Origin of the sequence: Dyella sedimenti (genome assembly GCF_022760995.1) — a bacterium.
GTDB classification, from domain to species: Bacteria; Pseudomonadota; Gammaproteobacteria; order Xanthomonadales; family Rhodanobacteraceae; genus Dyella; species Dyella sedimenti.
Window position 1 is genome coordinate 284,236 of the sequence record NZ_JAKWJO010000002.1, and the last position, 12,196, is coordinate 296,431.

The window sequence follows — 12,196 nt, forward strand, 5'->3', positions numbered from 1 at the left end:
CACCGGTTCAAAGAGCCTGTCAAAGTTTCGGTGTCATCCGGCTACCCCTCCCGACCTCCCCCCTGCAAGCAGGGGTGGAGCCAAAAGATATGCGCTCCGGCCGCTGTGCGCAGGGGAGGTCGGGAGGGGTAATTGATGGCACGCCGAGATCGTGAACAGGCTTTAAGAAATGCTCAGCTTCGCCCTTCCAGCAAGGCCAGCAGGGCCGCGCGGGGCAGCTTGCCGGTCTCGTTGCGCGGCAGGGCATCGACGCGCTTGAGCGGACGCGGCAGGAACACCGGGTCCACCGCCTGGCGCAGCGCGTCGAGGATGGCGTGCTCGCTCAGCTCCGGCGCCACCGCCAGCGCGGCGATGCGCTGCACGCCGAGGGCGTCGCCATCGTCGAGCTGGAACACCACGCCGTCCTTCACGCCGGGCACGGCCAGCAGGCGATGGGTGAGATCGCCCAGCGAGGCGCGCTTGCCGGCGATCTCCAGCATGTCGGCATGCCGGCCGCGCAGGCGGAAGCGGCGGCCGCCGTCGTGCAGGGTGACGATGTCGGCCAGGGTCATCGGCTGTTCCAGCTGCGGCGCGCGGATCTGCGTGCCGTCCGGCTGGGGATGCAGCTGCACGCCCTCGTACAGGGTCCAAGGTTCGTCGGCGGCCGCGCGACGGCTGGCGAACACGCAGGTCTCGGTGGAGCCGAACACTTCCAGCAGCGGAGCGCCGTAGCGGGCCTCGGCGGCCTGGGCCAGCGCCACCGGCATCGGCGCGGTGGCCGACACCAGGGCGGCCAGCGGCGGCAGCGCCACGCCTGATTCGATCAGGGCGCGCAGGTGCACCGGGGTGGTCACCAGCACGCGCGGCATCGGTACCTGGGCCAGCGCAGCGGCCACGTCGGCGGGGAAAAACGGCCGGCCGGCATGCACGCTCACCTCGTCAAGCAAGGGCAGCAGCACCGACATCTCCACGCCGTACATGTGCTGCGGGGGCACCGTGGCCACCACCTGGAAACCCTTGCCCACCTGCGCATGCAGCGCGCGCAGGTTGCCGGCGTTGCTGGCGTGGAAACTGCCCCAGGTCTTGGACGTGCCCTTCGGCGCGCCGGTGGAACCAGAGGTGTAGCCGATGGCGACCACCTGATCGGCGGGTATCGGCGGCACTGCCAGGTCGCCATCGTCCACCGCGTGCGGCTCGGCCAGCAGGGGCAGGTGGCGGTAATGCGGCGGGGGATTGTCCAGGACCAGTTCGCCCACGGCGTAGCAGCCCGGATGGATGGCCATCACCTCGGCCACCGCCTGCGGCGCGCGGGAGGAGGGCAGCAGGTTGGCCTGGCCGCGCAGCGCGATGGCGCAGAACGCCACCAGGAAGGCATAGCGGTCCTCGCACAGGTTCACGGCGGTCGCGGCGGGCGGCAGCTGATCGGCCACCGCGCGCACGTGGGCCAGGAAGCGACCGGCGCCGATGGCCTCGCCATGGCGCCACGCCACCGTGCGCTGCGGATGGCCGGCCGCGAGCAAGGGCAGGGCAAGGCCTTGCGCCTGTTCCTGCCGGGCATTTTCAAAAACCTTGGCCAAGACGATCTCCGGCAAACTGCAATCGATCCCCGACCGGTCCGGCGCACACCGGGCCAGCCCACGGACTGGTGGAGAGAGCCCGCGAGGCCCCCATCCTCACGGTAGCCACTGAATCCGCCCCGACCGGCGGCTCATGGCATGTGCCAGCCGTTCATCCTTCGGTCGATCCGGCTGAACGGTCCCCTATCAGCCACGGATGATAGCGCCGGAAATGGCGTCGCGGATGGCCGTGGGGCGCTCCTGGCCGCCCAGCGGCGCATCCAGCAGGCCGTCCAGCGCCTCGCCGAAATAGGCCTCCACCGTCGCCGCGGAACGCGCGGGCGGCTGGCCGTGGGGATTGGCGCTGGTGGAGACCAGGGCGCCGCCGAAGGTGCGGCACAACGCGGCCGCCGGCGCATGGGCGGTGACCCTGAGGGCGATGCCGGCATGCCCGCCGGCCACCCAGGACGGCACCTCGGCCGAACGGGGGAATACCCAGGTATAGGGCCCCGGCCAACTGGAGAGCACCTGCTCGAATACCTCGCGGGGAAGTGCCGCGCGATCGATGTAGCGCTCGACCTGGCCGACGTCCGCCGCGATCAGCAGCACGCCCTGCGTGGGCGGCCGCTGCTTGAGCGCGAACAGCCGTTCGAAGGCCGCCTGGTCGTGCGGATCGCAGCCGAGCCCGAACACCGCCTCGGTGGGATAGGCCAACACGCCGCCACGGCGCAGCAGCGCGGCGGCGGCGTCCAGGTCGGCGAGGGTGAAGCGCGCCGCCACTTTCAGGCGGTGGTCTTCTTCGCGGCCACCTTCTTCGCGGTGGCTTTCCTGGCCGGGGCCTTCTTGGCGGCGGTCTTCTTCGGCGCCGTCTTGCTGGATGCGGCCTTCTTGGCAGCGGCCTTCTTCGCGGCCGGCGTCTTGGCTACAGCCGCCTTCTTCGCCGCGGGCGCCTTCTTGGCCGCCGCCTTCTTGAACGCGCCACGTCCCTTCTTCACCGGCGCGGCCGCCAGCAGCTCCAGGCACTGCGCCTCGGTCAGGTCCTTCGGCTCGGTGTCCTTCGGGATGCGCGCGTTCTTCTCGCCATCGGTGATGTACGGGCCGAAGCGGCCGTTGAGCACCTGCACGCCGTTGCCGAAATCCTTGATGACGCGGTTGGCCAGCATCTCCAGCTTTTCCTGCACGATCTGCAGGGCGCGCGGCAGCTCGATGGTGTAGGGGTCGTCCTCGGCCTTGAGCGAGGCGTAGGTGTTGCCCTGCTTCACGAACGGGCCGAAGCGGCCCACGCCCACGCTCACCTCGTCACCGTTCTCGGCATGGCCCAGCTTGCGCGGCAGCTTGAACAGCTCCAGCGCCTGCTCCAGCGTGATGGTGTGCATGCTCTGGCCGGGACGCAGCGAGGCGAACTGCAGCTTCTCGTCCGTATCCTTGTCGCCGATCTGCGCGTAGGGCCCGTAGCGTCCCAGGCGCACCGACACCGGCTTGCCGCTCTTGGGGTCGCTGCCCAGCTCGCGCGCGCCGGTGGCCTCGCTGCGGTCCACCGTCTCGGTCTTTTCCTCCACCTGCTGCTTGAAGGGCTGCCAGAAGCGCTGCATCAGCGGTACCCAGGCCTCCTCGCCGCGGCTGACTGCATCCAGCTCGTCCTCGAGCTTGGCGGTGAAGTCGTAGTCCACGTAGCGGGTGAAGTGCTGGGTGAGGAACTTGCTCACCGCGCGGCCCACGTCGGTGGGCTTGAAGCGGCGGCTGTCGAGGAACACGTACTCGCGGTTGAGCAGCACCTGGATGATGCTGGCGTAGGTGGACGGGCGGCCGATGCCGTATTCCTCCAGCGCCTTCACCAGGCTCGCTTCGGAATAGCGCGGCGGCGGCTCGGTGAAGTGCTGGTCGGCCACGATGTCGTGCAACGCGACCTGCTCGCCGACCTCCAGCTTCGGCAAGCGGCGGCCTTCGTCGTCGTCCTCCGCGCTCTTCTGGTCGCGGCCTTCCTCGTACACGGCGAGGAAGCCCGGATCGACCACGGTGGTGCCGGTCGAACGGAATGCGGCGTCGCCGCCGGCGACGTGCTTGAGGTCGAAATCCACCGACACGGTGTTGAGCGTGGCGTGGATCATCTGGCAGGCGACGGTGCGCTTCCAGATCAGTTCGTACAGCTTGCGCTGCTCGTCATTGAGGAACGAGGCCACCTCGCGCGGCGTGCGCATGGCCGAGGTCGGGCGGATCGCCTCGTGCGCCTCCTGCGCGTTCTTGGACTTGGCCTTGTAGGCCTGGGGATGGTCCGGCAGCGCCTTGCGGCCGAAATCGCGCGCGATCAGCTCGCGCAGCTCGCCCACGGCGTCCTCCGACAGCGCCACCGAATCGGTACGCATGTAGGTAATCAGGCCGACGTTGCCCTCGCTGCCCAGCGAGACGCCCTCGTACAAGCCCTGCGCGACCTTCATGGTGCGGCTGGTGGAGAAGCCGAGCTTGCGCGCGGCCTCCTGCTGCAGGGTGGAGGTGGTGAACGGCGGCGCCGGGCGGCGCTTGCGCTCCTTGCTGCCCACCTCGCTGACGGTGAGGTGGCCGTGCGCGGCCTCCTTCAACGCCGCGCGCGCGGCCATCGCGTCGGCCTCGTTGGTGAGGTCGAACTGCTCGAACTTCTTGCCGTGCAGCTTGGTGAGCCTGGCGCTGAAGTCGCCCTCCGGGTGGCGCAGCGCGGCCTCGACGGTCCAGTACTCGCGCGCCCTGAACGCCTCGATCTCCTCCTCGCGCTCCACGATCATGCGCAGCGCCGGCGACTGCACGCGGCCGGCGGAGAGGCCGCGCTGCACCTTGCGCCACAGCACCGGCGAGAGATTGAAGCCCACCAGGTAGTCCAGCGCGCGGCGCGCCTGCTGCGCGTCGACCAGGTCGTGCGACAGCTGGCGCGGGCTGGCCACGGCCGCCTTGATCGCCTTGGGGGTGATCTCGGAGAACACCACGCGGTGGAGCTGCTTGCCCTTGGTCAGGCCACGCTCCTTGAGGATCTCGCTGATATGCCAGGAGATCGCCTCGCCCTCGCGGTCCAAGTCGGTCGCGAGGTAGATGTCGTCGGCCAGCTTGGCCGCCTTGGCGATGGCGTCGACGTGTTTCTCGTTGCGGTCGATCACCTCGTAGGCCATGGCGAAGCCGTGGTCGGTATCCACCGCCCCCTCCTTCGGCTTCAGGTCACGCACATGGCCATAGGAGGCCAGGACCTGGAAATCCTTGCCAAGGTATTTGTTGATCGTCTTGGCCTTGGCCGGCGACTCAACGATAAGCAGGTTTTTTGCCATGAAACTCGGTATCCGCCATCGGGGGGGACCGGCACGTCTGGCCGGCTTCTTATATTTAGTTAAAGGCATGCGGGCTCGACCGCGTCAAGCTCGACCATGTGAAAACGCGCCGCGGTGCGGCTTTGGCGGGACCGCTCAATCCGGCAACCGCTGGTAACGGCCACCCGGCAGGACCTCGATCCTGCCGTCCAGTTCCAGCATCAGCAGCGCCGGCGCCAGGTCCGCGACAGCCAGGCCGGTGCAAGCCGCCAGCTCGTCCAGGGCCATCGGTCCATGGCCCAGGGCATCGAGCAAGACCTGGCCGGCGGCATCTGGCGGCGTCCGCGGCGACGGCACCCCGGCAGCCTCCAGCCGACTGGCCAGTTCGCACCCCAATGCCCGTGCGGCGGGCGCAAGCACCTCCACGATCTCGCTGGCCGATTCCACCAGCCGCGCGCCATCGCGCAACAGCTGATGGCAACCGCGGGCGAGCGGATTATGTATGGAACCGGGCAGCGCGAATACCTCGCGGCCCTGTTCGGCGGCCAGCCGGGCGGTGATCAGCGAGCCCGAGCGCAGCCCCGCCTCGACCACCAGGGTGCCCAGCGCCAAGCCGGACAGTATGCGGTTGCGGCGGGGAAAATGGTCGCTGCGGGCCGGCGTGCCAGGGGGGAACTCGCTCACCATCGCGCCGTGCGCCGCGATGCGCCGGGCCAGCTCGCGATGCCGGCGGGGATAGGCCAGGTCCGGCCCGGTGCCGACCACCGCCACGGTGGGCAGGCCCGCCTCCAGCGCGGCCTGGTGGGCGGCGCCGTCGATGCCGTCGGCCATGCCGCTGGTGATGGCGAAGCCCGCCCAGCCCAGCGCCTGGGCGAAGGCGCGGGCATGGGTGCGGCCGCCCAGGCTGGCGGCGCGGGCGCCCACGATGGCGACCTGGGGCAACAGCAGCAGGCCGGTGTCGCCGGCGGTGAACAAGGCAACCGGCGGCTGCGGGATGTCCGCCAGTTGAGGCGGGAAATCCTCGTCCAGGCAGGTCAGCAGGCGATGGCCCGGCTCGGCCAGCCAGGCCAGGTCGGCCGCCAGGCGCGCCGCGTCCGGCTGCCGCAGCCAGTCTCGGGCCGGACCGGGCTGGGCCGCCCCCTTGCGGCGGAAGGCCTCCAGCGTGGCCTCGATGTCCCCTTGCTGCGTATCCAGCTCGCGGCGCAGCCGGCTCGGCCCCAGGCCCGGGGTGCGCAGCAGGACCAGCCAGGGCCGGCAATGTTCCAGATCGTCCATGGCGGGCAAGCCTAGGGCCGTCCCCAACGAAAACGGCGCGGACAGAGCCGCGCCATCGTGTCGTCCCTCGCCTCGCGCTGCGGGCTTATTCGGGCAGTTCGAGCTTGTCGTGCCGGTGGATTGGGCGCAGGCCGTCCATGACCAGGCCGTAGCTGACCCGGTCGAAGGTGCGGAATACCATCACGTGGCCCACGAACTCCTGCGGCAGGGTCACGTCCTTGCCGGTACCTCGGTCCCAGCTGTCGTGCGCCACGTCGTCGGGAATGGATTCGCCCGGCTGGAAGACGGAATAGGTCTGGCCGTTTTCCACGCCGTCCTGCGCGCCGATGTTCAGCGCCACCACCTGGCGCGGGCCGACCGCGTCGTAGGCGTCGGCGAAGGCGATCACGCGGGCGTTGGCCGGTACCGACTTGGGTGCGTGTGGGTAGTAGTAGGGGTCGTACGGCTTGTCGTCGATCGGCAGCAGGCGGTCGCCCTTGCGGATCTCCAGGGTGGAGTCGAGCAGCAGCAGGGTGGTCGGGTCGCCCGTGCGCAGCACCTCGGCGGTGCCGATCACGCTGACCTCGGTGCCGATGTCCTCGCCGCGGCCATAGTGGCCATCGGCACGGAAATCCTCATGCCAGGGCGTGCGCACCATGGACACGTCGCTGTCCAGCGGATGCGCCACCAGGTCCGAGCCGCCGTCGCGCCCGGCCTTGCCGTTGAAGTCGCGGAAGGTCTGGGTGGGACGCACGATGGCGAAGCGCTGGCCCGGCTCGGCCTGCAGCTTGCGCACGTAGACGTTCTTGCCCACGGTGCCGCGCAGATCGGCCTCCTCGAAGCCCACCACGTAGGGCAGCGCCTTCACCTCGTTGCTGTTGAGCACGCGCATTTCCTTGAGGAACATGCGCAGTTGCTCCAGCGGGATGGCCGGCACCGCTTCGCCCTCGGCGTGCACGCGCGGCTGCAGGGTCAGGCGCGGCCCATTGATGAAGGACAGGTTGAGCACGTCGCCCGGGTAGATCAGGTGCGGGTTCTGTACCTGCGGGTTGGCCTGCCAGATCTCCGGCCACAGCCAGGGCTTGGACAGGAAACGCGCGGAAATCGCCCAGAGCGTGTCGCCCTTGCGCACCGTGTAGGTATCGGGGTGGTCGGCACGCAATTGCGCGCCAGCAGCGTAAACGGCCACGGTGACCAGCATGCCGGCCAGCAGCCCCATGGACTTTCTGATCATAAACGGGAATCCCCCATCCCCCGACGCTCGGGCGAGTGTAACCGAACCACTTGTTCACGCAACCGTGCCCAGTTGGCAAAACGGCATGCCAGACGGGGGCTTGGCGACGTACAATAAGGATCATTCTAGATGCGCCGGGGCTTGGTTTTTAGCGACTCGCCCGCAATTCCGACGCTGAGGTAAAGCCATCATGTCCACCCTGACCATTCTCGAATTTCCCGACCCCCGCCTGCGTACCAAGGCCGAGCCCGTGCGCGTGTTCGACGCCGAGCTCAAGCAGTTCGTGGCGGACATGTTCGAGACCATGTATAGCGCCAATGGCGTCGGCCTCGCCGCGACCCAGGTCAATGTGCACAGGCAGGTGTTGGTGGCCGACATGAGCGACGAGCGCGACCAGCCGCTGGTGCTGATCAACGCGCAGATCCTGGAAAAGGACGGCGAGCAGGTCTACCAGGAGGGCTGCCTGTCGTTTCCCGGCATCTACGCCGACGTCACCCGCGCGCTGAAGGTGAAGGTGAAGGCGCAGGACGTGGACGGCAACGCGTTCGAGCGCGAGTTCGAGGGCCCGCTCGCCGTATGCATCCAGCACGAGATGGACCACCTGGCCGGCAAGGTGTTCGTCGACTACCTGTCGCCGCTCAAGCGCTCCATGCTGCTCAAGCGCCTGGAAAAGCAGCGCAAGCAGGCGGCCAGCGCTTGAAGGCTCGCGTCGTCTTCGCGGGCACTCCCGAGTTTTCCGTTCCCTGCCTGGAGGCCTGCCGCGCCAGCGGCGCCGAGGTGGTGGCCGTCTATACCCAGCCCGACCGCCCCGCCGGCCGCGGCCGCAAGCTCACGCCCAGCCCGGTGAAGCAGGCGGCGCTGGCCGCCGGCATTCCGGTGGAACAGCCCGAATCGCTGAAATCCGGGGAGGCGCGCGCCACCCTGGCCGGTTACGCGCCCGACCTGATGGTGGTGGTGGCCTACGGGCTGATCCTGCCGCGCAAGGTGCTGGCCATCCCGCGCCTGGGTTGCTGGAACGTGCATGCAAGCCTGCTGCCGCGCTGGCGCGGCGCCGCGCCGATCCAGCGCGCCATCCTGGCCGGCGACGCCGAGAGCGGCGTGGACCTGATGCGGATGGAAGCCGGCCTCGACACTGGCCCGGTGCTATTGGAGCGCCGCACCCCGATCGGCCGCGAGGACACCGGCGGCAGCCTGCACGACCGCCTGGCCGCGCTGGGCGCCGAAGTGCTGGCCGAGGGCCTTTCGCGGGTCATGGCCGGCGAGACGCTGGTCGCCCACCCGCAGCCGGATGAGGGCGTCACCTACGCACACAAGCTGGAGAAGGCCGAGGCCAGGCTGGACTTCACCTGGCCGGCCATCGAGCTGGAACGCAAGGTCCGCGCCTTCGACCCCTGGCCGGTGGCCGAGGGCGAGATCGATGGCGAGCCCCTGCGCATCTGGGCCGCCCGCGCCATCGAGGGCCACGGCGAACCGGGCACCGTGCTGGCGATGAGCCGCGAGGGCATCGACATCGCCTGCGGCGAGGGCACCTTGCGCGTCATGGCGCTGCAGCGCGCGGGCGGCAAGCGCATTACCGCCGCCGATTACCTCAATGCCTTGAAGACCCGCGGCGCTTAAGCGCCATCATTCCGGCACAGGCCGGGATGACGAGCGAAAAGCACGTTCCGTCGTTACCCTCATCCATGACAACGCCTCTCATTTTCCGCCCATGACCGACACCCGCGCCCTCGCCGCCCAGGCCCTTGCCGATGTCGCCTTGCGCGGCGCCTCGCTGCGCGATGCGATGGAGCGCTATGCGCCGCGCCTGCCGGACGCGCGCGACCGCGCCCTGCTGATGGCGCTGCTGAGCGACGGCGCGCGCTGGTGGCTGCGTTTCGATCCCGCACTGGACCGCCTGCTGGACAAGCCCTTGCGGCAGAAGGAACCGGTGGTGCACGCGCTGCTGGTGCTGGGTCTGGTGCAGTTGGAGATCCTGCAGTTGCCCGACTACGCCGCGGTGGCGGCCACCGTGCAGTCCACCCGCGCCTTGCAGCGGCCGCGGCTGGCGGGGCTGGTCAACGCCGTGCTGCGCCGCTGGCAGCGCGAGCGCGAGCCGCTGCTGGCGGCACTGGATGCGCAGCCGCGAACGCGCCATGCGCATCCCGCCTGGCTGGCCGAGGCGATCGCCCACGACTGGCCGGCGCAGGCCGAGGCGGTGATGGCCGCCGACAACCGCGAGCCACCGCTGATGCTGCGCGTCAACCGCCGCCGCGCCACGCGCGAGGCGCTGGTCGAGCGCTTGCGTAGGGACGGCCAGACGGCCGAACCGCATGCCTGGCTCGCCGACGGCATCGTGCTGCCGCACAGTGTCGACGTGACCCGGCTGCCCGGCTTCGCCGCCGGCGAATTCGCGGTACAGGACGGCGCGGCGCAGGTCGCCGCCGACCTGGCCGATGTGCGCGACGGCCAGCGCGTGCTCGATGCCTGCGCCGCCCCCGGCGGCAAGGCCTGCCACTTGCTCGAGCGTGCCGACGTGGCGCTCACCGCGCTGGAATCCGACGCCGGCCGCGCCCGGCGCATCACCCAGAACCTGGAGCGACTGGGCCTGGCCGCCGAACTGGTTATCGGCGACGCGGGCGAGCCAGGCGCCTGGTGGGACGGGCGGCCGTTCGACCGCATCCTGATCGACGCGCCCTGCTCGGCCACCGGCGTGCTGCGTCGCCGCCCCGACGTGCGGCTGCACCGGCGCGAGAGCGACCTCTCCGCACTGGCGGCGCAGCAGCGACGCATCCTGACCGCGCTGTGGCCGCTGCTCGCTCCCGGCGGGAGGCTGGTCTACGTCACCTGCTCCCTGCTGAGCGCCGAGAACGAGGCAGTGACCGGCGCTTGGCTGGAAGGCCAGGCCGATGCCCGCCCGGTAACGATCGCGTTGCCGGTGGGCCAGCCGGCCGCGGTGGGCTGGCAGGTGCTGCCCGGCGATGGCGACCTGGACGGCATGTACTATGCCGCGTTCGAGAAAGCCTGACGCCCCCGCCGTACCCGGCGCAGAATGCCGGGGCGCGCCTCAGCGGAATCTCAGGCGCCACGCTTAAGCTATCGGTTTTGCCACGCGACGACGCCCCGGAATCCACGCATGTCCCTCCCCGACCACGCCACGCCCCAGGACCGCCGACGCTTCTGGCTGCTGCTGCTGATCGCCCTGGTGGTGATCGGCGCCGGCATCGGCCTGCGCGATCCCTGGCCCTCCGATGAGCCACGCTTCGCGCTGGCGGCCAAGCAGATGGTGGAGAGCGGCGACTGGCTGTTCCCGCATCGCGGCAGCGAGCTGTATTCGGACAAGCCGCCGATGCTGTTCTGGCTGGAGGCGGCCAGCTACACGCTGGTGCGCAGCTGGCGCGTGGCCTTCCTGCTGCCTTCGCTGCTGGCCGCGCTGGGCTGCCTGTGCCTGGTCTACGACCTGGGCCGGCGACTGTGGAGCCGGCAGGTGGGCCTGTACGCGGCCTCGGCGCTGCTGATTACCTTCCAGTTCGTCTACCAGACCAAGCGTGCGCAGATCGATCCGCTGGTGCTGTTCTACCTCACCGCGGCGAACTGGGGCCTGCTGGTGCACATGCTGAAGGGACCGCACTGGCGAGCGTTCTGGCTCGGCTGTTTCTGCGCGGGCCTGGGCGTCATCACCAAGGGCGTGGGCGTGCTTGCGCTGCTGATGTTCCTGCCCTATCTGGTAGCCGCCTTCGGTCAATGGAACGGTGTGTCGCGCATGGGCGAAGGCACATGGTGGCGCTGGGCGCTGGGCCTGCTGGCCTTGCTGGCGGCCATCGCGCTATGGCTGGTGCCGATGCTGCTGGGCGCGAAGGCGCATGCCGGCGACCCCGCGTACGCGGCCTACGTCAACGATATCCTGTTCCACCAGACCGCCGGTCGCTACAGCAAGTCGTGGGATCACCACCACTCGCCGCTGTACTACGTGCCAATCGTGCTGTTCACCTGGCTGCCGCTGTCGCTGACCTACCCGGGCACGCTGCCGCGCTGGTGGCGCAGCCTGAAGGCGAGGGACGCGCGCATCCTGCTGCCGCTGGGCTGGATCGTGCTGCTGCTGGTGTTCTTCTCCATTCCGAAGGGCAAGCGCGACGTCTACATCATGCCGGCGCTGCCGATGCTGGCGCTGGTGACCGCGCCATATCTGGACGAGCTGCTGGCCAAGCGCTGGCTGCGCATCGCGGGACTGGTGTTTATCGGCGTGATGGGCGCGGCCATGCTCGGCGTGGGGACGGCGGCGCTGGCCGCGCATCCCAAGTTCGCCAGCGACTTCGCCACCGCGCGCGGCTTCGAGGACGGCGGCCACGCGCTGTGGTGGATGTTCGTGGTCATCGGCACCATCCAGCTGCTGCTGATCGCCACGCTGCGCCTGCGCCGCGCGGTCGCCGCCGTGGCAGGCGGTCTGGCGGCGATGTGGCTGGTGTGGAGCCTGTGGGCCTATCCCATCCTCAACGACTCCAGCTCGGCCGCGGGGTTGATGGCCGACGTGCGCGGCCATCTCGCGCCCGGCGACGAACTGGGCATGGTGGCGTGGAAGGAGCAGAACCTGCTGATGCTGGACCGCCCCGCCACCGATTTCGGCTTCACCCGGCCCTGGCACGAGCAGTACGCCGCCGCCGTGGCCTGGCAGGCGCAGGATCCCGCCCACCGCTGGCTGTTCGCGCTCGACCCGGTGATGGCCGACTGCGTGGACCGCGCCAAGGCGACCAGCCTGGGCCACGCCAACCGCCGCGAGTGGTGGATGTTCAAGGCCGACGCGGTGAAACCGGGCTGCCTGCCGGGCGAGGACGTGGACCGCGTGCCGGCGGCGGCGTTGGAGGACTGAGGTGGGTTGAGTCGCGCACAGGGTGCGCTCCCACAAAAGCGTAGCCCTTGTGGGAGCGCACCCT

Annotated in this window: 9 protein-coding genes; 4 read left to right on the plus strand and 5 right to left on the minus strand. The window is 69.8% G+C overall.

Annotation, left to right across the window (positions count from 1 at the left end):
- Positions 1 to 173 precede the first annotated feature (173 nt).
- From MJ605_RS06535 to MJ605_RS06555, 5 genes are all read right to left on the minus strand, one after another.
- Positions 174 to 1,556 carry an AMP-binding protein gene (locus MJ605_RS06535; protein ID WP_243040445.1) on the minus strand — a complete coding sequence of 461 codons (1,383 nt, stop codon included), beginning with the start codon at positions 1,554 to 1,556 and terminating at the stop codon, positions 174 to 176.
- 186 nt (positions 1,557 to 1,742) lie between these two features.
- Complete coding sequence (tsaC, locus tag MJ605_RS06540) at positions 1,743 to 2,315, minus strand: L-threonylcarbamoyladenylate synthase type 1 TsaC (RefSeq protein WP_243040446.1); 573 nt, start codon at positions 2,313 to 2,315, stop codon at positions 1,743 to 1,745.
- Positions 2,316 to 2,317: 2 nt separating this feature from the next.
- Positions 2,318 to 4,822, minus strand: coding sequence for a DNA topoisomerase I (locus tag MJ605_RS06545; RefSeq protein ID WP_243040447.1), 2,505 nt, complete (start codon positions 4,820 to 4,822; stop codon positions 2,318 to 2,320).
- A gap of 135 nt (positions 4,823 to 4,957) precedes the next feature.
- Entirely contained in the window at positions 4,958 to 6,076 is a 1,119-nt protein-coding gene (gene dprA, locus MJ605_RS06550; RefSeq protein ID WP_243040448.1) for a DNA-processing protein DprA, read from the minus strand.
- Between the two features lie 85 nt (positions 6,077 to 6,161).
- Entirely contained in the window at positions 6,162 to 7,289 is a 1,128-nt protein-coding gene (locus MJ605_RS06555; protein WP_243040449.1) for a LysM peptidoglycan-binding domain-containing protein, read from the minus strand.
- 190 nt (positions 7,290 to 7,479) lie between these two features.
- Here MJ605_RS06555 and def point away from each other — a divergent pair, with 190 nt between their 5' ends.
- The 4 genes from def (at position 7,480) to MJ605_RS06575 (ending at position 12,132) form a co-directional block, all read left to right on the plus strand.
- Entirely contained in the window at positions 7,480 to 7,989 is a 510-nt protein-coding gene (gene def / locus MJ605_RS06560) for a peptide deformylase (protein ID WP_243040450.1), read from the plus strand.
- Entirely contained in the window at positions 7,986 to 8,906 is a 921-nt protein-coding gene (gene fmt, locus MJ605_RS06565; protein ID WP_243040451.1) for a methionyl-tRNA formyltransferase, read from the plus strand. Before def ends, fmt begins: the two co-directional genes overlap by 4 nt.
- 91 nt (positions 8,907 to 8,997) lie before the next feature.
- Complete coding sequence (gene rsmB, locus MJ605_RS06570) at positions 8,998 to 10,293, plus strand: 16S rRNA (cytosine(967)-C(5))-methyltransferase RsmB (RefSeq protein WP_243040452.1); 1,296 nt, start codon at positions 8,998 to 9,000, stop codon at positions 10,291 to 10,293.
- A 108-nt stretch (positions 10,294 to 10,401) separates the two neighbouring features.
- Entirely contained in the window at positions 10,402 to 12,132 is a 1,731-nt protein-coding gene (locus MJ605_RS06575) for an ArnT family glycosyltransferase (protein WP_243040453.1), read from the plus strand.
- Positions 12,133 to 12,196 lie beyond the last annotated feature (64 nt).

Excerpts from the sequence above, each read along its gene's own strand:
- MJ605_RS06545 (WP_243040447.1), bottom strand. The coding sequence starts at position 4,822 with ATGGCAAAAAACCTGCTTATCGTTGAGTCGCCGGCCAAGGCCAAGACG.
- dprA (WP_243040448.1), bottom strand. The coding sequence starts at position 6,076 with ATGGACGATCTGGAACATTGCCGGCCCTGGCTGGTCCTGCTGCGCACC.
- MJ605_RS06555 (WP_243040449.1), bottom strand. The coding sequence starts at position 7,289 with ATGATCAGAAAGTCCATGGGGCTGCTGGCCGGCATGCTGGTCACCGTG.
- def (WP_243040450.1), top strand. The coding sequence starts at position 7,480 with ATGTCCACCCTGACCATTCTCGAATTTCCCGACCCCCGCCTGCGTACC.
- rsmB (WP_243040452.1), top strand. The coding sequence starts at position 8,998 with ATGACCGACACCCGCGCCCTCGCCGCCCAGGCCCTTGCCGATGTCGCC.
- MJ605_RS06575 (WP_243040453.1), top strand. The coding sequence starts at position 10,402 with ATGTCCCTCCCCGACCACGCCACGCCCCAGGACCGCCGACGCTTCTGG.